Annotated in this window: 21 protein-coding genes; 10 read left to right on the forward strand and 11 right to left on the reverse strand. The window is 68.7% G+C overall.

The features are described 5' to 3' along the window. Positions 1-228: 228 nt before the first annotated feature. The 5 genes from LDL48_RS32385 to LDL48_RS32405 are packed head-to-tail and all read left to right on the forward strand — an operon-like array spanning position 229 to position 6449. Positions 229-1326, forward strand: coding sequence for a DUF3500 domain-containing protein (locus LDL48_RS32385; RefSeq protein ID WP_225258927.1), 1098 nt, complete (start codon positions 229-231; stop codon positions 1324-1326). Between the two features lie 5 nt (positions 1327-1331). Further along, complete coding sequence (locus LDL48_RS32390; protein WP_225258928.1) at positions 1332-3140, forward strand: gamma-glutamyltransferase family protein; 1809 nt, start codon at positions 1332-1334, stop codon at positions 3138-3140. Beyond that, complete coding sequence (locus tag LDL48_RS32395) at positions 3137-3853, forward strand: YoaK family protein (protein ID WP_225258929.1); 717 nt, start codon at positions 3137-3139, stop codon at positions 3851-3853. Before LDL48_RS32390 ends, LDL48_RS32395 begins: the two co-directional genes overlap by 4 nt. Further along, positions 3850-5244 (forward strand): MFS transporter, encoded by a 1395-nt coding sequence (locus LDL48_RS32400; RefSeq protein WP_225258930.1) that lies wholly within the window; start codon positions 3850-3852, stop codon positions 5242-5244. Before LDL48_RS32395 ends, LDL48_RS32400 begins: the two co-directional genes overlap by 4 nt. Beyond that, complete coding sequence (locus tag LDL48_RS32405; RefSeq protein ID WP_225258931.1) at positions 5241-6449, forward strand: FAD-dependent monooxygenase; 1209 nt, start codon at positions 5241-5243, stop codon at positions 6447-6449. The genes LDL48_RS32400 and LDL48_RS32405 overlap by 4 nt, the downstream gene beginning before the upstream one ends. Positions 6450-6693: 244 nt before the next feature. On the opposite strand, the gene LDL48_RS32410 is transcribed toward LDL48_RS32405, so the two are convergent. From LDL48_RS32410 to LDL48_RS32425, 4 genes are all read right to left on the reverse strand, one after another. Continuing rightward, positions 6694-8184, reverse strand: a complete 1491-nt coding sequence (locus LDL48_RS32410) for a serine hydrolase domain-containing protein (RefSeq protein ID WP_225258932.1) — start codon at positions 8182-8184, stop codon at positions 6694-6696. 388 nt (positions 8185-8572) lie between these two features. Continuing rightward, positions 8573-9361: a DUF1684 domain-containing protein gene (locus LDL48_RS32415; RefSeq protein WP_225258933.1), complete on the reverse strand. Its 789-nt coding sequence runs from the start codon at positions 9359-9361 to the stop codon at positions 8573-8575. Positions 9362-9882: 521 nt separating this feature from the next. After that, a complete protein-coding gene (locus LDL48_RS32420) occupies positions 9883-10467 on the reverse strand; it encodes a helix-turn-helix domain-containing protein (protein WP_225258934.1) in 585 nt (194 codons plus the stop codon). A gap of 89 nt (positions 10468-10556) precedes the next feature. Beyond that, complete coding sequence (locus LDL48_RS32425; protein ID WP_225258935.1) at positions 10557-10787, reverse strand: hypothetical protein; 231 nt, start codon at positions 10785-10787, stop codon at positions 10557-10559. Positions 10788-10884: 97 nt separating this feature from the next. Between LDL48_RS32425 and LDL48_RS32430 the strand changes: the two genes are divergently transcribed. Beyond that, entirely contained in the window at positions 10885-11118 is a 234-nt protein-coding gene (locus LDL48_RS32430; protein WP_225258936.1) for a hypothetical protein, read from the forward strand. Positions 11119-11199: 81 nt separating this feature from the next. Here LDL48_RS32430 and LDL48_RS32435 read toward each other — a convergent pair whose 3' ends face one another. Beyond that, on the reverse strand, positions 11200-11853 hold the full coding sequence (locus LDL48_RS32435; RefSeq protein ID WP_225258937.1) for a class I SAM-dependent methyltransferase: 654 nt from the start codon (positions 11851-11853) through the stop codon (positions 11200-11202). Positions 11854-12302: 449 nt separating this feature from the next. Further along, the gene (locus LDL48_RS32440) at positions 12303-12659 is read right to left on the reverse strand and encodes a MerR family transcriptional regulator (RefSeq protein WP_225258938.1); all 357 of its coding nucleotides are present in this window, start codon (positions 12657-12659) and stop codon (positions 12303-12305) included. Positions 12660-12795: 136 nt separating this feature from the next. Between LDL48_RS32440 and LDL48_RS32445 the strand changes: the two genes are divergently transcribed. The 3 genes from LDL48_RS32445 (at position 12796) to LDL48_RS32455 (ending at position 15161) form a co-directional block, all read left to right on the forward strand. After that, positions 12796-13131: an EthD domain-containing protein gene (locus LDL48_RS32445; protein WP_225258939.1), complete on the forward strand. Its 336-nt coding sequence runs from the start codon at positions 12796-12798 to the stop codon at positions 13129-13131. Positions 13132-13250: 119 nt separating this feature from the next. Then, positions 13251-13796, forward strand: a complete 546-nt coding sequence (locus LDL48_RS32450; RefSeq protein WP_225258940.1) for a GNAT family N-acetyltransferase — start codon at positions 13251-13253, stop codon at positions 13794-13796. 918 nt (positions 13797-14714) lie between these two features. After that, complete coding sequence (locus tag LDL48_RS32455) at positions 14715-15161, forward strand: hypothetical protein (protein ID WP_225258941.1); 447 nt, start codon at positions 14715-14717, stop codon at positions 15159-15161. Positions 15162-15366: 205 nt separating this feature from the next. On the opposite strand, the gene LDL48_RS32460 is transcribed toward LDL48_RS32455, so the two are convergent. From LDL48_RS32460 to LDL48_RS32480, 5 genes are all read right to left on the reverse strand, one after another. Continuing rightward, positions 15367-16341 carry a tyrosinase family protein gene (locus tag LDL48_RS32460; RefSeq protein ID WP_225258942.1) on the reverse strand — a complete coding sequence of 325 codons (975 nt, stop codon included), beginning with the start codon at positions 16339-16341 and terminating at the stop codon, positions 15367-15369. Between the two features lie 10 nt (positions 16342-16351). Then, positions 16352-16696: a tyrosinase family oxidase copper chaperone gene (locus tag LDL48_RS32465; protein WP_225258943.1), complete on the reverse strand. Its 345-nt coding sequence runs from the start codon at positions 16694-16696 to the stop codon at positions 16352-16354. A 446-nt stretch (positions 16697-17142) separates the two neighbouring features. Beyond that, entirely contained in the window at positions 17143-17772 is a 630-nt protein-coding gene (locus LDL48_RS32470; protein ID WP_225258944.1) for a DinB family protein, read from the reverse strand. 366 nt (positions 17773-18138) lie between these two features. Next, positions 18139-18438 carry a hypothetical protein gene (locus LDL48_RS32475; protein WP_225258945.1) on the reverse strand — a complete coding sequence of 100 codons (300 nt, stop codon included), beginning with the start codon at positions 18436-18438 and terminating at the stop codon, positions 18139-18141. A gap of 75 nt (positions 18439-18513) precedes the next feature. Further along, positions 18514-22653 carry a polymorphic toxin-type HINT domain-containing protein gene (locus LDL48_RS32480; protein ID WP_225258946.1) on the reverse strand — a complete coding sequence of 1380 codons (4140 nt, stop codon included), beginning with the start codon at positions 22651-22653 and terminating at the stop codon, positions 18514-18516. Between the two features lie 723 nt (positions 22654-23376). Between LDL48_RS32480 and LDL48_RS32485 the strand changes: the two genes are divergently transcribed. Continuing rightward, positions 23377-24021, forward strand: a complete 645-nt coding sequence (locus LDL48_RS32485) for a hypothetical protein (protein ID WP_225258947.1) — start codon at positions 23377-23379, stop codon at positions 24019-24021. Positions 24022-24546: the final 525 nt, after the last annotated feature.

Here is a 24546-nt window from a genome sequence, read left to right on the forward strand (position 1 = left end):
TCGATCGCGAAATTCGCCGACCGCCCGCGCATTCCCTAACCGGCAAAGTCGGGGCAACTCGGGCACTGGCCGATCTTGCATTATGTGATACGCTTCTCTCAAGTCATACAGTAGTTACATGTCGCCTCAGCGAGTGGAGCAGCGGTGGCAGTGCGACAAGAGAAATCCGAAGCCGAACCCGCCGGTTCAGCAGGGCCGGCCGACGCCGGCCGTGAGGTCGCGAACCGGATGGCGGAGGCGGCCCGGGCGTGGCTGGACTCCCTGGACGTGGACCAGCGCATGGTCGCGGTCGGACGGCGGCCGGGCGCCGACGCCGGAGCGGAGGCGGAACGCGCCCGCTGGTTCTACACGCCGACCGATCACGGCGGCCTGACGTTTCACCAGCAGCGCCCCGCCCAGCACCGGTTGGTGATGCAACTGGTCGCGAGCGGACTGTCGGCGGCCGGGTACACCACCGTTGCCACCGTGCTCGGCCTGGAGAACGTGCTCGACCGCGTCGAGTGCTTCTCGGTGAACTGGGGTAGGGAACGGACCCGCGATCCGGGCATGTACTACCTGCGGGTCTTCGGCGAGCCGGGCGGACGGCAGCCGTGGGGATGGCGGTTCGGCGGCCACCACGTCTCGATCAACAACCTCGTGGTGGACGGGCGGGTCGCCGCCACCACGCCGTGCTTCCTGGGTGCCGACCCGGCCGGGTCACCGTTGCTGGGCGGCGCGACGTTGCGCCCGCTCGGGACGGCCGAGGACCTGGCCCGCGAGCTGGTCCGGTCCCTGTGCCCCGAATTGGCCACTCGCGCGGTGCTGCTGTCCCGGGCGCCGAACGACATCGTGGCGGGCAACAGCGCCCGGATCGACGACCGCGTGGTCAGACGCGGCGAGCTATGGCGCCCCGGCCCGTACCTTCCGGACCGTGCCGAGCACCCGGCCACGGGCCTCGAAGGCACGGACCGCCGAGCGCTGGCTTTCACCCCGGCGCCCAAAGGCGTGCCGGGCGCCGAACTCGACGCCGCGCAGCGAGAGCTGCTGCGTGCTCTGCTGGGCACCTACCTCGACCGCGTCCCGGACGGGGTGTCCCCGCTGCCCCGCTACGACGATCCGGCAGCGCTGGACGCCGTGCACCTGGCCTGGGCGGGTTCGACGAGGGCGGGCGAACCGCACTACTACCGCCTGCAGGGCCCGCGGTTGCTCATCGAGTGGACAAATGTCCACCGCGGCGCCAACCACGCGCACGCCGTGTGGCGGGACCCGGAGACCGACTTCGGCGGTGATGTCCTGGCCGCCCACCACGCCGCCCACCACACCACACCGGAACGGAACGGAAAGTGACGTACATGGCCCGTCAGCAGCCGGCGATCGATCCCTTCCCGCACCCGACGCGGCCCACGCTCCGCGGATCCTTCGGCATGAGCGCGTCGACGCATTGGCTGGCTTCCGCGACGGCCCAGTCCGTGCTGGAGCGGGGTGGCAACGCGTTCGACGCGGCCACCGCGGGGGCCTTCGTGCTGCACGTGGCCGAACCGCACCTCAACGGGCCGGGCGGTGATCTCGTCGCCGTACTCGCCACCGCGGCGAACCCGTCTCCGCTCGTGCTGGCGGGGCAGGGGCACGCTCCGCGGGGCGCCACGATCGAGCACTTCCGGGCCGAAGGACTGGACCACGTACCCGGCGCGGGCGCCTTGGCCGCCGCCGTCCCGGGCGCCGTCGACTCCTGGCTCTGGCTGCTCGCCGAGTTCGGCACCTGGGAGCTCGCCGACGTCCTGGCCTACGCGATCGACTACGCGGAGCGCGGGGTCCCGGTCATGCCGCAACTGGCGCGGGTCCTGGCCACGGTCGAGGACCTCTTCCGGACGCACTGGCCGACGTCGTACGCGCTCTGGATGCCGCAGGGAAAGATCCCGCAGCCGTACGACGCCATCGTGAACACCGCGTACGCCCGTACCCTGCGCAGGCTGGTCGCCGCGGGTGTCGGCGCTTCCCGAACCGCACGGATCCACTCCGCGCGGCGCACCTGGCGAACGGGCTTCGTGGCCAGCGCCGTGGCGGAATTCGCCGCCATACCGCATCGGCATTCGTCCGGCACGGACCACGCCGGAGTGATCACCGCCGCCGACTTCACCGACTTCGTCCCCTCCCTCGAGCCCGCGGTCACCGCCGAGTTCCGGGGCACCACGGTGGCGAAGGCGGGCCTGTGGTCCCAGGGCCCCGTGCTGCTGCAGGCCCTCACCATGCTCGACCATTTCGACGACGAGCAGATCGATCCATCGACTGCTGCAGGTATCCACACGATCACCGAGGCATTGAAGCTGGCCATGGCCGACCGGGAGGCGTTCTACGGGCATCGAGACCCGGCGGACGCGGAGTCGGTGGTGCGCCGTCTGCTGTCCCACGGGTACGGCAAGGAGCGCGCCGGCCTGATCGGCCCGGACGCATCGACCGAATTCCGGCCCGGTGGCATCGGCATCACACCGTACATCCCGCCGCTGCGCACCGATCGGCACGCCGTCTGGAGCGACGGAGCGGGGGAACCCACCGTGCAACAGACGGGGGAGACCCGGGGCGACACCTGCCACATCGACGTCGTCGACCGCTGGGGGAACATCATCTCCGCCACCCCGTCGGGCGGGTGGCTCCAGTCGTCCCCCGCCGTGCCGGACCTCGGTTTCGCGCTGGGCACCCGGCTCCAGATGACATGGCTGGACCCTGCTGCTCCGTCGCGACTGACGCCGGGGCGGCGGCCTCGGACGACCCTGACCCCGACCCTGCTGCTGCGCGACGGCAGGCCGGTGGCCGCGCTGGGCACACCGGGGGGTGACCAGCAGGACCAATGGCAACTGCTCTATCTGGTACGCGCTCTCGCGTTCGACCTCGACCCGCAGGAGGCCATCGACGCGCCCGCGTTTCACACCACCGCGGTACCGAGCTCGTTCTGGCCGCGGACCTGGACGCCGGGCGGATTGGTGATCGAGGAACGAGCCGGTGAGGCGGTCGTCGAGGAGTTACGCCGACGTGGCCACGACGTGACCGTCTCCGGACCGTGGAGCCAGGGCCGGCTGTCGATCGTCACCCGGGACCCGGACAGCGGCATCCTCTGCGCGGCCGCCAATCCGCGCGGCGCCCAGGGTTATGCGGTGGGGCGATGAACAGTGTCGCGGACCGTACCGGTGTCCGGCTGATGCTCGCGCTCACCTTCACGACCGGCATCGTCGACGCCGTCGGGTACCTGCGCCTGGACCAGGTGTTCGCGGGCAACATGACCGGCAACGTCGTCATCCTCGGCATGGCGGCCATCGGCGACACGGATCTGACCGTGCTCGGCCCGGCTATGGCGCTGGTGTTCTTTCTCGTCGGCGCCGCCGTCGGTGGCCGGGTCCTGCGCACGGCCGGCCCGAGCTGGACCCGCCGGTGCACGGCTCTGCTGGGCGGTGTCGGACTGGTCCTGGTCGCCACGGCGCTCGGCCTGGCCGTGGTCGGGGTGGGAGCCCTCGCCGCCCGCGCGTCGATGGCGTCGTCGCTCGCCCTGGCCATGGGGGTGCAGGCGGCGACGGCCCGCCACCTGGCCGTGAAGGACGTCACCACCGTGGTCGTCACCTCGACGCTGACCAGCCTCGCGGCAGACTCCCGGCTGGGCGCGGCCCGCGGACAACCGGCACTGCGCCGAGGCGCGGCCGTCACGCTTATCGCCGTCGGAGCAGTCACCGGGGCGGCGCTGTGCCAGCTGCACGAAGGAGTCGCGGTGGGGACGGCAGCGCTCGTCGTCCTGGCGGTGACCGGCCTCGGCCACGCATCAGCTTGCTCCGCCGGCAACGTGGCGGCGGCCCCGATCGGCCCGCGAAGGAAGGCAGAGATTTCATGACCGCACCTCCGGCTCCTCCGATTCGCATCGGAAAGTTCGCCGTCGGGTCCGTCGGCATCCTGGCCGGCGCCACCGGCGTCCTGGAATCGGTGGTGTCACCGACGCTTCCGCTGCTGCAGCGCGAATTGGGCATCGATCCCTCCCAAGGGGCACTGCTGAGCATCGCGATGCTCATCACCGGCGCCCTCACCGCGCCCGTCGCCGGCGTCCTCGGTGACCGCTTCGGCGGGAAACGGGTCATGATCTGGCTGATGGTCGTCGTCTGTTTCGGCGGCCTGGTGTCCTCGCTGGCGCCTAACCTGCCGGTGCTGCTCCTCGGGCAGGCACTCGAGGGCGCGATGGTCGGCGCGATGCCTCTCGCCTTCATCCTGATGCGCAAGCTCCTCCCCGCGGACAAGTCCCCGGTGGCCATCGGGGTGGTCAGCGGGTTCTTCGTGGGCGGCGGCATGGTGGGGACGCTGATCGCCGGGCCCATCGCGGAAGGGCTGTCGTGGCACTGGATGTTCGCGATTCCCACTCTCGGAATCGTCGTGGCGACCGTGTTCGTGCACCGGTCGGTGCCGGACGATCAACCGAGCCGGTCGGACGCCAGGGTCGACTGGCCGGGTGTCGCGCTCCTGAGTGGCATCGTGCTGACGTTCATGGCCGGGCTCGCGACGGCGCCCGACATGGGCTCTCAGCCACTCCTGCTCGTCGGCGTCGTCGTCCTCCTGGCCGTCTTCGTGACCGGATGGATAGCCGTCGAACGTCGTGCCGCCTCGCCGATGTTCGATCTGCGGTTGCTGGCGAAGCCCGCGATCTGGCGGTCCTATGTGGTCACCTTCGGGGTCTGCGTGGGCGCCGCGCTGTCGATCTACCTGGTTACGCAGTTGTTCGACGTGTCCGGCGACGGATATGGCTTCGGGGCCAGTTCCACCGACATCGGGCGGTATCTGTTGCCCGCTGCCGTGATGGCGGCGATCAGCGGGCCGCTGGGCGGGTACGGGACGCGGCGCTTCGGCTCGGCCGCCGTGGTCACCGTCGGAATCGGTCTCATGACGGCCGCGCTGATCGGCCTGGCGTTCGTGCACACCGAGGTGTGGCACCTCATCGTCGGCAAGGCGCTGATCAGCCTGGCCAACGGCGCCTGCATCACGGCGCTGGTTATCAAGACCGCCACCTCCGTCGATCAGGGCACCACCGGTACCGCCACGAGCATGGTCCTGGTGATCCGGGTACTCGGCTTCGCCACCGGAGCGCAGATCGGCGGCGCCGTCCTCACCGCCGGCACCCCGGCCGGATCGGACGTCCCGGCCGAATCGGCCTACGTCACCGCCCTGGTCATCGGAAGCGTCGTCACGGCGCTGTCCCTGCTCGTCATCCGCACCATGAACAAAGGAGCCAAGGCATGACCCGCGCGACGAGGGATATCCGTGCCACGCCGAAACGCCGGGTCCTGATATCGGGGGCCAGCGTCGCGGGTCCTGCCCTCGCGTTCTGGCTCAACCGGTACGGATACGCGGTGACGGTGGTGGAGAAGGCGGGCACCGTTCGCAGCGGTGGCTATCCCATCGACGTACGCGGCACCGCGCTCGAGGTCGTCCGGCGGATGGGCATCCTCTCCCGGTTGCGGGACGTGCACATCGACCTGCGCCGGCTGAGGTTCCTGGACGAGGACGGCAGCGAGGTGGTGTCGCTCGACCCGCACGCGGTCACCGGCGGTGTCGGCGGACAGGACCTGGAGGTACGGCGCGGGGATCTGACCGACGCCCTGTACACGGCGGTCCGGGACGACGTCGAGTTCCTGTTCGACGACTCCATCGAGACCCTCGACCAGTCCGGCCACGAGGTCGACGTCACGTTCCGCGGAGGCGGCAGGCGCACGTTCGACATGGTGTTCGGTGCGGACGGCGTGCACTCGCGTACCCGGGAATTGATCCTCGGTCCCGAACAGCAGTTCCACCGGTATCTCGGCTACTGCTTCGCCGTGTTCACCATGCGCAACACCTTCGGGCTCGCCCGAGAGACCATCATGTGGAACAGCCCGGGCCGGGCCGCGGCACTGTACGCCGCGGGGGACAACGACGACGTGCACGCCTTCCTGACCTTCGCGCAGCCGGAACCGCCGTTCGGCGCGTTCGCGAACCCAGCGGCCCGACAGGACCTGATCGCCACGACCTTCGCCGACGCGGGATGGGAGGTCCCGGGCATGCTGGCAGCCATGCGCGACGCGGACGACGTGTACTTCGACGGGGTAACCCAAATACACCTGCCCCGCTGGTCCAGCGGTCGGGTCGCCCTGGTGGGCGACGCCGCGTACGCGCCGTCGTTCCTCACCGGACAGGGCACCAGTCTGGCGCTGGCCGGCGCGTACATGCTCGCCAGTTCCCTGGCCGGCCGGGACCACGCCGCCGGTTTCGCGGCCTACGAACGCGACACCCGTGACTTCGTGACGGTGAACCAGGGGCTCGCCGGCAAGGGCGGCGCCACGCTCTTCCCCACCACGGCCCAGGAACTGGAGCAGCGCAACAACAGGCTGCGCGCGCTCAGCTCCATGCCACCCGCGGGAGGACGACCGGCCCATTCGGCCCTCATCCTGCCCGATTTCGAGATCTAGAGCGCGGCGGCCCGTACCAGTCGGAATCCGGCCTCGCCCGTCACCACCACACCTAGAACCCTTGTTTACCCCACCGGCCGGTCAGGCCGCGTGACTTGATCTGTCACCTATCGGTGCAGCAGACCCCCGCGACGTGGGCGCCCTGTCGTGCGCATAGCGACGCGTGCTCTCGCCCCGATCCCGTCGCCGGATCCGGTGACGATCGCGACTATGCCGTCGAGCCTGCCGTTGCCGACGGTCTCGTTCATCGGCGAACGCCGCGCAACAACGGGCGACGCTCCGCGAGCGGATGGGCATCATCGGTCGCGCCGAGGGCGGTCACACAGCTGTTGAGGAAGCGCACCTCGATGGTGTCGCCGTGGAATGTGCAGGTCAGGGTGTCCGCGTGGGGCGTCTCGTAGAAGCGAGCCCGGAATACGAGCGTGTTGTCGTCCGGCCAGGCGACGGCCGTCGACACCGGTGACTCCACGGCCGAGGTCGGGTCGCTGAACAGGTCGGGTGGTGTGCCCGGCATGTTCGTCGTGCCGTCCAACCACTGTGCAGCGCTGCCACGCAGCACCGTGTCGCCGGTGGAACGCACCATCCGGAAGTGCGCTTCCTCGCCGTCGAACGTCACCGTCAGGCGTTCTGCCTCGAGTACGTTCGGCTCGAGGGTGAACTCGGCCCCGCCAACGCCCGCGATGAGTGGAGAGGTGGTGCTTCCCGTCGGCCTCGGAAGTTCTTCACGGGTTGTCCGTACGGATCCTGGTCGGGTGTTGCCGTCGCCGTCGAAGGCGGGCAGGAGCTTTTCCCAGATCAGATCGAGGAGTCCCTGCCAGTCGGGGCTCTCACTTGTCAGCGCGATCACCGCATCGAGCGCAGGCACCACGATCATGAACTGCGCCAGGGCACCGTCCGCGCGATAGCTGTCGTTGCGGCCTCGCCAGACCTGGTACCCGTAGCCCTGGTAGTAGTCGCTCGTGAGCCGCAGGTGGTCGAGGTTGGCGTCCGGTGCCGGCATCCCGGCAAAATCCCAGTCGGCGGGTTGCTGAACCTGGAACGCGCTTGCCTGATCCATCCACTCGGCTGGCAGGAGCTGGACGCCATCGACCATGCCGCGCTCGAGAAACAGCTGACCAGTCTTCGCGAGGGTTTCCGTCGGCGCGCTCAGGCCCCACCCACCGGTGTTGACGCCCTCGGGGGATTCTGCCCACCGCTGACCACGCGCGCCCAGCGGCGTGAACAGGCGCGGTTCGAGGTAGTCGACTAGCTTCGACCCTGAGACCGACTGGATGATTGCGGAAAGCATGTAGGTCGCCGCGGAGTTGTACACGAACCTCGAGCCTGGCGCGTCAGGAACCGGGAGTGCGAGGAACGCCGCGGTCCAGTCCGGCCGCATCATCATTGGCCAGGTCATGTTGTCCGGATGGCCCGTCGTCATCGTCAGAAGATGCTGCACTCGCATCGCCGCGAGGTTCGGCGACACCGTCTCGGGCAGAAGATTCGGGAAGAAGCTGATCACGGGGTCGTCAATGCGAACCGTGCCCTCGGCGACGGCGAATCCGATTGCCAACGTGGCGAACGTCTTGCTGACCGAGTAGAGGTTCTGGGAGGCGTCAGCGCGGTAGGGGTGCCACCACGCCTCTGCGACGACAGTGCCGTGACGCAGCATCATGAAGCTGTGCGGTTCGCTCCGGCCGGCGAGGGCCATTTCCTCCCAGGCCGCTATGAAGCCCTCGACCGCGTGTACGGACACGCCCTGTTCGCTGGGTGTGCTCCGCGGAAGAGCGGGGGCAGTCCTGTTCATCATCCGTCCTCTTTCGATCGTGCATGGTGGTTCACCCTGCGGTGTGTCGATGCGTGTGTGAGCCCGCTCGTCGAGGGAATCGTCCCTGAGGGGTCCGACTCGTAGGCGGACAGCCACTGCGCCCCGGCTCGTTAGATATCGGGCGAAGGGTTCCGCGACGAGCTGACGCGGAACCGCCTTGTTCACTTCGTTGACCGTCCAATGTGGCGTGCCGCGACGATGAAGATCTCGCGAGAAATCTGCAGGGCGGCGCGGGCGGCGTAGCTGGCGGCTGTGTATCCGGCTGGACCGGAGCCGACGATGATGACGTTGCGCGGTTCTGAGATGGCGGTGCTCCCTATTTGACCGGCGTCTGCTCGCCGGCCTCGACGCGGAACGGGTACCGGTTAGTGGCCGGCGGTGTGGGGCAGATCGGGAAGTAGTCGCTGAAAGCGAAGGGCAGGTTGACGGCCCGGTTGAAGTCGAGCGTGACGGTGCTGTCCTCGTCCGGGGCGGGGATGTCGAGCGCACGGCCCGCCGGGTAGGTGGTGTCGCCGCTGGTGGCGTCGGCGAAAACGGTGGCGTATTGCCCGTGCGGGACGATCACCTGCATCTCGTACGTCTGGCCCTGCAACTGGAAGCGCACGACTCCCGGGGTGAGGTATTCGTGCGAGTTCCAGCCCACCGTGTCCAGGGCGAGTGACCGGGCCGATTTGAACGCTTCGAACTTCCCCGTGATGACCCAGTCGGAGTTGAATTCGAAGGTGGGCACCCCGTCGAACGTCTGCCGCGCCTCAGCACCCGGGTCGTAGGTGATGACGTGGTAGCCGTCGCGATAGGTGATGCCGACCTCGATGTCACCAGCGGTGACCCGTTGATCGTCGGGCCCTTCGGCGAGGGCGAACTCCTGAACCGAGGTGATCTCGTTTCCATCGAAGGACATGGTCGTGCCGTTGGGCTCGATCAACAGCTTGTCGCCGATCTGCCACCACAGGCCCGGCGTGCCGTCGAATCGGCGGGGGGTGCTGTCGAGCCAGTTCACCGACGTGGCGGACAGCCAGCCGTGGGGCTGGGATAGCCACTGCTCCCAGCCGCCCCGCCAGGCCTGCCATTCGGTGCGATAGGTCTCGAACGCATTGGTGGACATGTCGTACTCCTTTGTTCGGTGGTGTTCCCGGGGTGTGTCACCGGTTGGTGAAGGGACGTGCCCAGACCGCGAACAGCGGCAGCCCGAGGAAGGGGAAGACGACGGCTAGGGTCAGGGCAGTGGCGATGCCGGATGCCGGATGCCGGTCCGGACGCGGCGGCGGCGATGGTCGACAGCACGGCGAGCCCTAGGGCGCCGCCGAGTTGCTGCATGGCCTGGTTCAGGCTGGAGGCCGCTCCCACGTGCTCCGGTGGAGCGTTGTGCGTGATCACGGCGGTCAGCGGCCCGATAGTCAGGCCCGCGCCGAGGCGCAGCAGAACCAGTACGGGAAGCGCGCCTGTTTACTGATGATGGACATCGATCTCTCCTCCTGGTTGCCCGGCCTCAGCCAGCTACAGGAGTGTCAACAGATTGGTGCCGCAGAACCACGAAAGCTTGCCAACATCGCAAAAAATCGGGTTGAACGGGCGGCCGTGGGGCCGACTGTGGCGGCGGTCTGTGCCTATGGCGGACGACTGAAGTTACGACGTCGCGTGCATGTGAAGGTGTATGCCCTGGCCTTGCTGCCCAAAGATGATCAAAAGTTCGAGGGATTGGCTCCCCACGTTCGCCATTGCGTGCGGGGCCCAGGTGTCGAACTCGGCGGCCTCTCCAGGCCCCAGGCGGAGGTCTTGGTCGCTCAGAGCGAGCCGCAACGTGCCGGTGAGCACGTAGATCCACTCTCGGCCTTCGTGCACCTGCAGGTCGAGCCGCTCCGGTGCCCGTGCCGGCACCCGCAGGACCAGCTTGAACGCGTTGATTCCGCCGGGATCCCTGGACAGCGGAACCCACACTGTGCCGTCACGCGAGACCGGTCGCGGGTAAATACGCGGATCGCCGGTCGCGGGCGATCCAACCAGTTCGTCGAGTGGTATGCGATACGCCCGGGCGAGCGGCAGCAGGACCTCCAGGGTGGGGCGCCGCCTGCCCGACTCGATCCGGGAAAGCATGCTGACCGACGTACCCGTCAGTGCAGCAAGCTGCTCCAGCGTACGTCCACGCCGCTTGCGAATAGCACGCAGCCGTGGTCCCACCGAGTTGAGGGCGGCATAGATGTCGTCGGCCATGTGGCAATCTCCATGTTCGGTTCCGTCTCCCTCCTCCAACGAAACGGCAGGGCCCGGCTGTCACCGCAGCCGCGACTGAGCGCAGTTCCTCAGTGGGCGGCCGGTTCGTCGACGATGCCCTGCTTCGCCGTCCACCCAGGGATGCCCATCGTGGTGGCCGCCGCGGGCAGCGCCCAGGTCGGCCGGGGAGGTGCAGACGGCGCCGAGGTAGGTGCCGTACGAACTGCCGGGGTCCGGCTCGGGTGGGCCAGCTCGGCCGACGACGTCCAGAACGAGGTGACCTTCGCGCGCATCGACGGCGGCACCCGGGTGACGGTCACGCACGTGATCCCCACGGGCGGGCACGACCGGTGCGGCTCCGCGTGGAGCCGCGTCGTACCGAGGTGGTTCGGTGCCTGGTGCGCCAGGCGGAACGACGTGCCCCACCAGCCGGCCGACATCGCCCGGCTGTCCCTCGGCGTGTACTACGCACGGCCGGCCGCTGCGGCTCGCTGGCTCACCGACGTCTTCGGCTTTCTCGCAGGCGCGTCCCACCATGCGCTGAGCCGGTTCTCAGCGATGCCGGTCGGCACCGTCAACGCCGGCTCTGGGTCGTTCTGCGCCGGCTGGGGCAGCGAGAGCCAGGTAGGGGACGCGAAGGATCGGTGGTGAGTACGGTCAGCAGATTGAGGAAATCCAGCGGGGTCTGCTGACGACGAGAATGCGTACCGCCGGCCCTGCGTCTGCAGGGCATCAGGACGTACGCCGGGCAAGCAGCGTGGAGTCGTGAACATCCATGGTGACGCCGTCGCGGGTCATCGTTCGCGGCCGCTGCTCGGCCACCAGGACGTCGAAGTCGTCGGGCAGGCCGGCCAGCAGTTCCTCGGCGAGGAACATCGCTTTGCGGTGGCTCGCCGTCAGGTGGGTGAACGCGTCGGACGGTGCGTGGCCGACGATGAGCAGGTGCCCGCTGTGCGCGACCGCTTCGGCGAGCCGGCGGGCCACCCCCAGCATTCCGCCGTCCGGCGGGTGCAGGAAGTGGCTGCTGACCAGGTCGTAGGTTCGGCCGCCCGCGGCGAAGGTCCTGGCGTCGACACGCCACCAGTCGACGCGTTCGGCGACTCCGGCCTGCTCGGCGTGCCGGGCGGCGCGGACCAGGCCGTTGGTGGAGAAGTCGGCGCCGGTAACAGTCCAGCCCTGCCGGGCTAGCCAGATCACGTCCCCGCCCTCGCCGCAGCCGACGTCGAGCGCGGTGCCCGGCATCAGCCCGGTCACCTCGGCGACGAGCTGCGTATTGGGTTTCCCGCTGAAGACCTGCTCGGGGCCGGAGTACCGCTCGTCCCAGCTCGGCGGTTCGAACATGGCGGCAGCCTCATGCTCGGTGAGCTGGTGGCCGTGTCGACTCATCAGGTACTTCCTTCCGAAGCTGTGCCGCGGCAGCCACGGCCGTCAATCGTCGGACGCGTTGTCCTCCCGGCCCACAAGCATCCCGAGCTGTTGCGAAGGATGACAATGTTTCTTGCCACACTGGCAAGAGGAGCGGGAAGCGGAGCCGGCCGGCGCCGAGATCTCGACGTCCGGGCAACGGCGTTCGGCCTGTTCACGATGCGATGCCCTACCTGTGCCGACTGCCTGCTGCTGCGGCGGCGGCGAAGACTCACGCGCCCCGGGGCGAGGCCAACGGCGCCGACCCCACGAGACACGCGAGGTGCACGTCCTCAGTACGGCGGCTGCGCCGTGGACAGGAACGCGGGGGCCGCCAGGGCATTGGACGCCACCGTCAGGGCGTGCGCGGGTAGCTGCCACGGAGTGCGCCGGCTGACGGTTCCGGGCCCGCCCTCCCCGGATTAGGCCGTCTACTCGGCCAGGTAGCTGCGGTTGACCGCGATTAAGTCGTCGAGTGCCTGCTGAGCGGCGACGAGGCTCTCGATGGTGGTCGACAACCGGTTGCGTTCGCGCTGCATCGCGACGTGTGCCCGCTGAGCCTTGCGTTTGGTGGGTTCATCCATGCACGGCACCATCTGGGCGATGGCGCGGCTCGACAGCCCGGCACTCAGGAATGCTTGGATCAGCCCTACTCGTCGCACGTGACCGTCATCGTAGTGCCGCTGCCCGCTGACGGCCCGCGAGCTAGTCAGCAAGCCCTGCTCCTCGTAGTAACGCAGCGAACGCCGGCTCACCCCGGTACGGCTGGACAGCTCACCGATCCGCATCGCTTCTCCTGGTGCGCGCTGGGTCACACTCGCTTGCCGCTCACATGCATGTGAGCTTTTACCGTATCCCCTGCAACGCCTCATCGAGGCCCCGGCGCCTCCACGCCTCGAGGCACCATTGACCGGAAAGCAGACCATGATCAAGTTCGTATACCTGATCAACCGCCTCGAGGGCATGACTCTCGAGCAGTTCGTTGACTACCACCGCACCCACCACGCACCCCTGTTCACATCCATCCCAGAAGCGCAGCAGTACGTGAAGCGGTACACCGTGTCGCATCCGGTGCCCGCCGGCAGCTACCCCACCCCGGCCTTCGACGGCCTGACTGAGATCTGGTTCGACAACTGGGCCGACCACGACGCCTTCTTCGCCTCCAGCAACTACAAAGAGCTGGTCAACCCCGATGAGGCCAAATTCATCGACCTCAGTACGATCCGCACAATGGTTACCGACGAAAGAGTCGTCGTCTGAGACACCTACAGTTGCCCGCAACGTCCTTGATGATTGTCAGCCGAACGCCGCTGACCATCCTTGCGCTTCCGGCTGGATAATCCATCGCCGTGTGTGCGCCGAAATGCTACGAAGGGCGCGTGCCCGACCTGACAAGCTTCCGTGTTGCCGCGCCCGTCGAGACCCCGCGGCTCCTGTTGCGTCAATGGCGAAGCGATGATCTCGACAGCTTCGCAGCGATCAACGCGCAGCCTGAGGTAATGCGCTACATCAACGACGGTCGCACCCTGGACCGGGTCGCAACCGCGGAACGCCTGGCCACCTACAGGCGGCATTGGGACGAACATGGTTTCGGCCTGTACGCGGTGGATCTCAAGGAGACAGGCGAGCTGGCCGGCTTTACCGGACTGGCAACACCGACCTTCCTGCCCAAGATCATGCCGGCCGTGGAAATCGGCTGGCGGTTCGGCCGCGCGTACTGGGGCCAGGGCCTGGCCACCGAGGCGGCCCAAGCCGTGGTCGCCCATACTCGAGCCGAGCTCGGCCTGCGGCGGCTGGTCAGCATCCACGTCGTCGGCAACGAGGCGTCCGCGCGGGTGATGGTCAAGCTGGGTATGACGCTGGAGCGCGAGACCGTGCAACCGGACACCGGCCGCAAGGTCCGGGTCTATGCGATGGGCCTGTAACAGCATCGAGGCAATGAGCTCGCGGCCGCCGCAACCTTCAGCCAAGGCGTCGGTCAAACTGACCTACATGCACAATGGGGGCGTGATCGTCGACCGGCGGCAGCGCCTCCGATAGCTCGCTGTTACCCGTCCAGCTCACCGCAAGATTGGCCGTACGGCAGGCCCGGCAGTTGGCGCTGACCGAGCCGACCCACGAAGCGCTCTACGTTCGGCAAGTGCACGGATCTGCCGCAGATAACGCGCGGTGCGGCGCATGACTGACCGCCCGCGCGACAGGGGGCAGATCTTTCACGCGGTACGGGGTGACGCCCGGCGCGATGACCCGGAAGCCGGACTCGCCCTTCACCTTACGCAGCTCGAACTCGTAGGTGACGCCCTTGACCGTCGTGCTGGTGTGCCCTCGGTACCCGTCGACGCAGAAGCCGCCGGCGCGGGTCGGCGGCGATCGGGACCAGCCGGGCCAGGGGGAAAGGGGAACCGGCACCGGCGACGACCTGATGATCGGCTATACCGTACCCGAGATCCGACGCCTGCTCGCCGCGCTGTTCGTCCGCGATCATCAGCCAGAACAGCACGTCTGGTGGTGGTCACGCTGGGGCCGTCGACGCCAGCACCAGCCCGCCTCAGCCACTACAAACGCCGGGGCTACGCACTCCGCTGAGTGCCGTTGCAGTATTAAGCTCATGCTAACGGGTGAACGAGTTGACGCAACGCCGACATGTGGTTAGAGTCTTTCTACCAATATGCGCCCGAGGTGATCAGCCGCAGCCGATCCCTTGCAGCGCCGAACGAGCACAATAGTTACCTTCCATTTTTCTCCTCATCTAAAGCGCGTAATGCTGCGGCCCTCGCGTGATCTTCACCTTTCTCGTCGGTGACTCCTATGGAGACTGACGGGCATTGGAAGGACACGTTGCGGTGCCTGCATTCTTGCTGAGCCTTCTCGTCATTTCTGCATTGAGCTGGCTGCTCGTATATGCAATTCGAAAAGGCACGATCCTGATTATTTTCGTGACAGCGATCTGGCGAACACCAACCCAGGATCGTGTTGCGATCATTCGCGCGTTGGCGGAGTTTGTACGAGCAATGCGTGGCGTTCCAGGCGGCAACGCCAAGGAAACAGGCGGCCCGACAGTCGGCCGATCGTGCGGTAGCGCCAAAGAAGTACGGTGGGCCGCAACAGGAGTCTTCTTCGCGGCGGTTATGGTCGGCGGCGGCATTCGCGCTGGATGGTGGCAGGCGCTGACGGGCGATTCGGCGGCCCCGTGGGCATGGGTGGAGCGCACTAGCTGGATCTTCGGCATCGCGGGAGGCGTTGTGGCGATGGTGGCCGCGCGGCGTTCCACCAAGACGGAACGCGATTGAGACGGACACCGGGCCAGCCGTCGTCGGCCTCGCCTCGGCGCGGATCTGCCGCAGGAAGATCCTCAACGGACTGATCAACGAATACTCGCAGGCAGCGTGGCCCGAACCGCAATTTCGAGCGGTGCACGCGCCCATCAAGGTCGTACAAGCGTGTACGAAGGCCGGCCTGGCGCGGGCCGCCCGGAGGCACGGCAGATCCAGCGGTTCAGCGGTAGACGTACCCCAGCCGCACGGTTTTGAGCACGTCGACCGGCCGCATTGTCTTCCAGGGCGTCATGAGGGTCTTCAGCCCGGCGATGGTGCCCATGTCGGGATCCTGAACCTCCTCCTTCGGCAAATAGGGATCGGCCGACGGATGCAGGGCGTGCCACTCGGCCCACAGCCGGTCGACGTTGCAGTGGTGCATCCAGAAGATCACGTCGTTGGGCGAGTCGGCGCCGGCCATATTGCCGCCGACAAAGATGTGCACCTCGCCGTGCGTCCCGTTCTCGAAGGTCGGCTCGAAGGTGTCGTAGGTCTGCTCGGCAAGCGTCGCGGCCACCGCCGTCGCGGTGGGCGGTTCATCCACGCCAAGTGCGCCGATGTTGCGGCTCAGGAACGGGCGCTCGGTGACCGACCTCTCCACGATTCGGCCCCGGAACCTCTTGGCCGCCCTGGTGACGCCTTCGGCCAGCTCTGTGAACAGCGCCGCCGCCTCGTCCTCCGGCAGCTCCAGCCAGCCGCCCACCTCCCGCAGGCGGCTGAGGGTCGGCGCGGAGAGAACCTGCGACAGCTCGTGGTTCGGGACACCGAACCGGCCGGTCTGCACCTGTCCGAGCAACCCGGTGCCGTCGCCGCCCAGGAAGTCGTCGGTCAGCGGGGTGACCGAGTGGTCGGTCCAATCCCAGTACGGCAGCGTGATCCGAGGTCCACGCCGGCCGACGGACGTGGCGTTGAGCGCGCCCTCGAACAGCCGAAGATATTGCCGGTGCCAGGGCAGGAAGACGGCAGTATCGTGGCCCATCTCCCCGGGCTCGAAGGCCTCGACGTGGATCCCGACGAAGTCCCCGTAAATCGTGCCGGTCACGTTGTACCGGTAGGGGTTCGGCGACTTGGTGGTCTTGAGCTCGACCACCGCGTCGAGGAACCGCTTGCGTTCGGCGGCGGTAAAGGTCTTGAAGTTCTTGCGTACGTCGGGCATCAAGCGACCCTCACCTCTCGGTCCGGGCGAGGGGAGCGCCACCGAGCCGGTCGACCGCGAGGCGGGCGACCGCACGCAGGTCGTCCCTCGGCTCGAACGCGGCCACGACGCTGACGATGCCGCCGCCATGGTGCATGAGCCGCAGCGGCCGCCCATCGATCAGCACCGTCTGGTGCGCCGCGTGCACTCCGGCGGCAGCGACGCCGGACGGCCCCTGTATCCGTCGCCCCTTGTAGACCTCGTCGAACGACGAAACGGCGGCTTCGGCCTCGGTGCCCCCGATGATTCGCATGCCGGCGGCGGCCCCGCCACCCAGTCCGACGGCCGCCAGGGCCAGTAAACGTCGACGTTCCATGTGACCACCCTTAGATCGGAGGAAGCCGACGCTATAGGACGGTCACAACGTCCTATGCAGACTGGCCGACCTGGAACGAGCCGCTGCGTCGCTGCTCCCCAAAAACGGCGGTCGGCCGGGGAGCAGTTGGGGTTGTCACGGGCGGCGGCCGGTGGCGCCGGACGGCATCCAACAGCTTCGGTCTGACCAGCGTCTTTGGTGTTTGTGCTCGCCCTCCGGACACAGCTATATCTCAGGAACTATGTGGCCGCTGACCAGCGATTATACGGTCGGCGACCTTAATCGTTTCCCGAGCATGGGCCGCCGTGGGAACACCGCCCTTTCGGGGGTGCGAAAAGGGTCGCCAAGGCAGCTGGGGAGACAGCGCGATGAGCGAGGCAAGGGCGGACCGGCCGCTTGGCCCATCGCGCTGATCCGCAACCCGCGGGGCGTGCCGGTCGGCACCCTCAGTGGGTCGTCGGGTCAAGGTGATCTGCGTCTGACCTCCGTTTCGCGGCGAAGCCGTGAACGTAGAGGTCGCGAAGGAGGTCAACTTCGGCGCAGTGGTGGGCGGCTTCGTCCAGAGCGTGGAGGGCCAGCAAGAGGTAGCTCTCGTGGGCGAATGGCCCGGCAATGGATCCCATCGGTTGAGTGAGGCGGTCGTCGCCCAGGGATTCGACGTGACTGCGGAACCTGGACCAGTCGTCCGCCAGGGCCTCAATGCCTTCGGCTGCGGTGCCGGGCCACGGATGCCGGTCGCCGTTTGCCGCCTCGTCGCCGAAGAAGCGTCCGTAACCGCGTAGGCAGTCGGCGCCGATGTGCCACATGCGCCAGGCGATGGTAGTGAACGGCGCAGGATGGACTTCGTCCCCGGGACGCGGGTCAGCACGGAACATCCCGTTCGCTGCCGGCCTGACGGTCATGCACGAGGCGACGGGCTCCCACAGATATTCGGCGTCGGTGAGGCCGTCAAGACGAGCGAACGTCCTGGAACGTACGTCTTCGAAGGTTTGCAGCAGGTCACGGGTGACCGAGCCGGACGAGGTCACATTCCACTCCAGACGTCGACGGGCGGGCCGCGGTCGGTTGTCGCGCACCAGATGGACGATGTCAGCCCTGCGACGGCCGCTTGCCGCCCTTCCGGGGGTGCGCCGTCGCCTGTGCCGATCGCTTGACTGAAGTGGCGGTTCGCTGGCTCCGGTAGCCGTGGAACTCGGCGGCCAGGTCCGCCACGTCTACGACCATAGCGGGCCGGGCCGGATGCCGGTCGGGTTCTTCGCCGCGATGGCTGAGACCGATCGCGGGAGCATCCGCGAGGCCATCGTCGGATGGTCTGGACGCCGCGACCGCAAGGGTAAGCACGGCGTCCGACCAGCCGTCATCGTCACCTCTCGGTCACGGTGGCGCAGGTCCCTCACATAGGTTGGTCTGCGGCCGACCTATCCGTCCCGGCGGGTCCGGCCTCAGTCACCGGAGATCCAGAGATATCCGCGCGCCCGGGTCGCCTCCTCGATGAGCGCCCCCAGCGCCTGCACGTCGACCCGGAGCTCCGGACTGCGGCTCGCGATCTCGTCCAGTTCCGCGGTCAGCTGCGGCAGCTGGATCAGGTTGATCATGGTGTCGCCGTAGGAATCGATCCTCGACACCAGGTGATGCCGCTCGCGGTCGCTTGCCGCCACCAGGCGTTGCAGCGAGGAGCCCGCTTCCACGCCGGCATAGCGTCGCTCGTGCACCTGGTTCTCGACATACACCCCGAGCCCCACCGCCGCGCCTCCTTCACGAAATGGCCGGCCAGGGCATTACATACCCCAGCCGGCCGACCCTACCGTCGTCGACGGTCAGTCCTTGCAGGGAATCGGGTACATCGTTCGCACGCCGCCCCACCTGTCCTGAACCACCATGTAACAACTCGTGATCTGTGCGCCACTGTCCTTCGACGTCCGGCCAACCGGCTTGTCGGCCTTCGCCTCACGTTCGTAGTGGCCGTCCTTGTTCGGTCCGTTGCACGGGCACTTGTTCGCCTCGTCGACGAGATCGTCGAGATCCACCGTGTCGTCGAAGACGCCCTTGCTGTCCTCGACCTTCGGCCCGCCCGTCACGTGCTTCTCCTTGACGTACTTCTCGGAGGCCTCGTCGAGCATCGCCGGGACGCAGTTGGCGTTGTGCACCAGCAGCGGCGTGTTGCCGGCCGCCACGTAGTAGGTGTGCATGCCGGCCACGGTGAGGTTGAAGACGGTGGTCACCTCGTCCCGCGCCGCCAGCGCGGTGATCGTGACCGGCTTGCCTGCCCCGTTCTCCACGGTCGAGCCGGCCACCAGGTCACCGGCGTTGACCCACGCCTTCGAGGCCGGCACCCAGAACGGGTGGCCCTTGGTGGCGGTGATGACGGTCGGCGCCGTGTGGGCGTTGTGGTCCTGGTCGACGGATATGTCGACCAGATGTTTGACGCCGGTGCCACGGATCAGTGTGGTGACCGCCCGGACCCCGGTGCGCCCGGCGATCGGATCGGTGGCGACCACCTTGTCGCCGGCCTCGACGTCTTCGATGTCCCGGTAGCGCCCGGTGGCGAGCAGCACGCGGGTGCCGGCCACGAAGCTGTTGCAGTCCACCGCCGGTCGTCGGAGCTTGTCGAGGATCTGTTGGACGTTGCGGAACCGGTCGGAGTTCTTCCACGCCTTGGCCCCGGTCGCCAGCCAGCCCGCGACCGGGATGGCTGAGCCGATCGACAGCAGGCCGCCGAGCCAGTCGCCGCGGCCGAAGGACACCGCCGCGTCGATGCCGTCGCAGACCTCGCCCGCGCCCGGGATCAGACCGCAGGCCATCAGGGTGAACTGCAAGATGTCGAGGAGGATGTCCTTGTTCTCCGCGACGAACTGCTTGAGGTCGCCCAGCATCGAACACCCGGTGGTGTCCTTGTTGGCCGGCGCGGCGCACTTGGCCGGGTTGATCAGGGCGTCGGCGAAGTCCTTGAAGACCGTCAGGCACTCCTTGGACAGGTTCGACGGGTCCAGCGACAGGCAGCCCCACGTCTTGTGGTTGTCGGCCGCGGTGCCCTGCCCGCCCGGACCGCTGCCGGGCGCGGTGCTGCGCCGGTCCTTCTCGGCCTGCTTGAGCCGCTCGGTGTAGATGTCGGACGCTTCCTTGGCGGCCCGGGCCGCCGCGGCGGCGTCCGCCCCGGCCGCGTCGGCGGCCGCGCGGGCGTCCCGCTTGGCCGCCAGCGCCGCGGCGGCGTCGTTGCGCGCGCGCTGCGCGGCCGCGGTCGCGGTGGCTGCCGACCGGGAGGCCGCGGCCGCGCTGGCCTGGGCCCGGTTGGACGCGTCGCGGGCGGTGACGGCCGACTGCGCCGCCTTGTCGGCCGACCGCTTGGCGTCCTGCGCCGAAGCCTGGGCCTGGTTGGAGAAGGTGATCGCCTGGGCCGCGGCCGCGTCCGCGCGGACCTTGGCCGCGTTCGCCTCGTCGGCGTAGCCCTGCGCCCGCTTGGCCGCCTCCATCGCCCGGTTGGCGTCCTCGACCGACTTCTGCGCGTATTGCTGGGCCTCGGCGATCAGCTTGTGCACGGTCTGGATGTGCGCGGCCTGCTCGAGGTCGCGCTGGGCCGCTTCGTACCGGCCACTGGCCAGGAAGTACGAGAGGTACGAGGCCGGGCCGTTCAGGGCCACCTCGCCGGCCGCCTTGACCTCGGGGCCGCCGGTGTCCATCACGCGGTAGATCTCGAGGCGGTCGTCGGCCGCCCGGGCCGGGTATTGCCCCGTGCGGATGAACTGGTGCATCTGGGCCGGGGTGCCGGCCAGCGCCGCGTTGGCCGCCGTGGTCAGGCTCGGCCCGGCGCCGGGGAGCATCGCGTAGATCGTCTGGCGGTCCTTGGCCACCTTGCCGGCGTAGTTGCGCGTCCGCAGGAACGTCTCCACGGCCGCGTCGTTGCCGTTGAGCGCGGTCTGCGCCGCGGTCTTCTCGGCGCCGTCGGGCAGCGTGTCGATCAACCGCCAGGCCCGCGCCCGGTCGTCCTGCCCGACCGCGGCCCGCCGGCCCTCGGCCAGCCAGAGCAGGACCTCGGCGTCGGTGCCGGCCAGGGCGTCCTGGGCCGCGTCCTTGGTCCACTCACCACCGGTGGTGAGCAGCGCGACGGCCGCCCGGCGACCCCGGTCGACCGCCACCGCGGGCGAGGTGCCGGCGGCGGTGGCTTCGTTGAGCAGGGCCCGGGTGGCCGCGTCGACGCGGTCCTCCTCGGCCGTGTCCCACAGCAGCGAGCGGTTCCAGGCGTTCAGCTCACCGCCCTCGGCGATGGCCTCCTGCTCGGCCAGCAACGCGTCCTGCGCGGCCTGGATGCCCTGCTCTTTCCACTCGGCCAGGCGGTCGGCGTCCTCCTGCCGGGCCAGCGCCTCGAGCTCCACCGCCTGGTTGGCAGCGTTCATCGCGACGTTCGCGGCGTCCACCGCGGCCGCCGCGTGCTTGGCCGACTCGGTCGCGGACAGCTGACCGCGTTCGGCCGCGTCGGCCGCCGCGATCGCCTGGGTGACGGCGTTGTCCGCGTGCTGCGCGGCCGACTTGGCGTACGCGAACGCCTCCTCGGACGCCTCCCGCGCCTGCCGCGCGAGGGCCTCGGCCCGATCGGCGGCCCGGTCCGCGGTCGCCGCCGCGCGGCGCGCCTGCGCGGCCGCGTTGCGGGCCCGCTGCGCCTGCTGCTGCGACACCCCCGACTGGCGGCTCGCCTGGTCCGCGGCGACACCCGCGGCATCCGCGTTCTGACTGGCCAGTTTGGCCGACGCCGACGCGGCGCCGGCCTGGGCCAGGGCCCGGTCCCGCTCCGCGCGGACCTGCTCCAGCTCCTTCGCCTTGGCCGCCGCGTCGCGGGCGGCCTCGGCCGCCTCGCGGGCCAGCCGGGCGTCGCCGGCGTTCAGCCGGGCCGCCGAGGCTGCCCGCTGCGCCTTGGCCGCCGCCTGCGCGGTCAGCGCGGCCGCGGTGGTCGCCTTGCGGGACGCGTCGGCGGCCACGCTGGCCGCGCGCATCGCCGCGTTCGAGGCCGCGATCGCCTCCCGCGCCGCGGTGGCCGCGCCCTCTGCCGCGTCCGCGGCCCGGCCGGCCGCGGCCGACGCCTTCTTCGCGTCACCGCCGGCCGCGCGCGCCTCGGCCTCGGCCGCCTGCGCCGCCTTCTTGGCCTCTGCGGCCGCGTTGCCGGCCCGGGCCGACGACTCCTCGGCCAGGTTGGCCTCGCGCGACGTGGTCTCGCCGGCCTGCTTGGCCTGCTCGGTGAGGCTCTTGATGGACGCCAGCTCGGCGTCGCGGGCCCGGGCCACGAACTGACCCCAGCGCAGGAACTCCCGCAGCTCCTCGGGGGTGCCGTTGAGCGCCGTCGCCGCGGCCGCGTTGAGCACCGGGCCGCTGGCGTTGGGAGCGCCGGTCAGCATGCGGGTCGCCGCCTGCCGGTCGTCGGCGTGCTCGGCGGCGTCCAGGCCGTCGGACAGGAACGACGCGACCGCCTCGGTGCCGCCGTCGATCGCTCGCTGGGCCGCGGCTCGCACCGTGGGACCGCCGGACTGGACCAGGCGGTATGCCCGCAGGCGCTCGTCCGCGTTCCAGGCCGAGGTCCAGCCACCCTGCACGAAGGACTCGACCTGGGACGGGGAGCCGTTCAGCACGTTGAGCGCGGCGGCCCGCATCGACGGACCGTCCATGGCGGCCAGCGTCTGCGCGGCGGCCCGCTGGTCGGCCTGCTGGGCCGCGGCGAAGCCGGTGTCGTAGTAGGCGCGCAGGTCCTGGTCGGTCCCCAGCAGCGCGGTCTCGGCGGCCCGGCGGATCGACGGCGTGCCCTTGATCGCGTCGAGCACGGCAACGCCGCGGATGGCGGTGATCGACATGTCGGCCGGGGCCGCCTGGGCGGACACACCGGAGCCGGCGATCTGGACGATCAGAGCGAGGACGACGAACGCCCATAGGGCACGCAGCCCTAAATGAAGACGTGCAGCAGAAGTTGCAGGCATTACTTCCCCCGTGGATAGGCTGAATCCGACTGCACCGGCAGGGTGGTGGCGCCATGAAGTTCTGCGCGCCTGGCACCGGCCGGCATCGATCGCGCGGTCGTAAGTTACTTGCCGTCGAGCGCCACCACCACGGCGACGACGAGCGCGGAGGGTCCACTATAGATTGACAGTCATCGGTCCACGGTCCCCCCATCGATCGACCTGATTGCGCGAGGGAAGCCGATCCCGGGTCCAAAAGCCCCCTGACAGCGGGCCCCGTCAGTTGTCCAAGAGGTCAATGCAAACACACATTGGCTTCGGCGACTGTCCGCTATCCGCCGGATTTCGGCCTATATCCGCATGCTGCATGAATGTCAAAGGCCCACCAGAATCGGGCAAAATGGGCGGCCGAACGGTCGGGCGCGCCGCGGTCGGTCGCCTGGACGGCGACGCCGCCGGCCGTGTCGACGTCCACACCGGCTCGCAGCACCATCCTGGCGTGCCCGGCCGGACGGATCACGCGAGGGCAACGTCTGCCCAGCACGCCCGCCCATGCTCGCTGGCCCGTCCTGGCCGCTGTCAGCGTGCGATTCCGAGGCGTGTTCGCCTAGATCGACGGGTGCGACAGCGCTCTCAAGCACTCACTGAGCCTGGTCCGGTCCACGGGGCTGGCGGGGCTCGGGCGTCGCGGTGAGGCGGTTAATGCGGTCGCTGGCGTCGCGTTCGGCTCGATAGCCTCATTTGATGATCACGCTGACGCCGGTGCTGGAGCGGTGGTCGGCTGACTGCCCGTTCTGGCCGGTCGAGCAGACCGACCTCTATCTCGCGGTTCCGCGAATGCCGATATCGCAGCAGGTGGGGACGGTGGTCTGGACGTTGGTCGCGCGCAGCGTGACCGCCAACGACCTCTCGATCGCCGCGACGGATGCCGCTGAGGCGATTGAGCTGTACCTGACCTGTGATGACGGAGATTTTGCGCCGGGTGGGTTGCGGGTGGGCGGCGACAACGTCGTCATCGACCCAGGCTGCTGCGTCGGCCTCGACGAATGGCGTGACTGGCTGCGCGTGAACGACGGTGAGGTGATCGACCTCGGCCATGACCCGGATCCGCTGATCGATCACCGAGGGCCGGCGGTCCGGGTGTGGAAGGACGGCGGCCAGCTTCCCGCAGGGTCGGTTCTTGGCCCGGAGGAACCACACATCGACATTCCGCGCGACCTTCTGCCGAACCTCCTGGGTGGGGTTCAGCGGGATCTCGCCGGTTTCCTGGCCGCTCTGCACCCATGGGCGCAGGGCATCCGGTCCGATCTGGCGGACCCGCTGTCCGCGGCCATGGACCGGCGTTTGCAGATCAGCGAACCTCTCGGGTGTTGTCCGACGTCGCCCTAACCCTGTGATCTGGAGCGTTCAATCTCGTCCGCCCGGTCCTTCAGGCTTATTGCATGACGATTCCAGTCCGGCCCGAACGACAGTAGATCAGCGGCCGCCTCGCGCAGGAGTGCAACGTCCGTCGGTCGCTGGAGACAAACAAGGCGGTATGCGAGGTTCCGCGCCCACGGTCGCAGGCCCATCCAGTCCTCCGCCAATTGCTCTCGTAACACGGTCAGAATCTCAGTAGCTGAAGCAAACGTGATGCATTCGACGAACTCCCGCATCGCTTCTTTGAGTTTGTGCGGATCCTCGCCGTCGCTTGCCACTACGAGCCTCTGAGTCTTCACAACCCCCGGGTTGATCACGCTGGGCGTGAAACCGGCGGCCCGGTCACGGTTGTCGCTGGGTCGGGTGAGGGGGCTGGTGCGGGCGTGCCGGCCTCGTCACCATCGGGCTTGTCGGGGGTGTCCACCCTCGATGGGTGCCCGTGACGTCGACGCGTGCTTGGAAGTGAAGTCCGTCTCTGAGTCTGGCGCTGGGACC

Source organism: Jidongwangia harbinensis (assembly GCF_020216025.1).
GTDB classification, from domain to species: Bacteria; Actinomycetota; Actinomycetes; order Mycobacteriales; family Micromonosporaceae; genus Actinoplanes; species Actinoplanes harbinensis.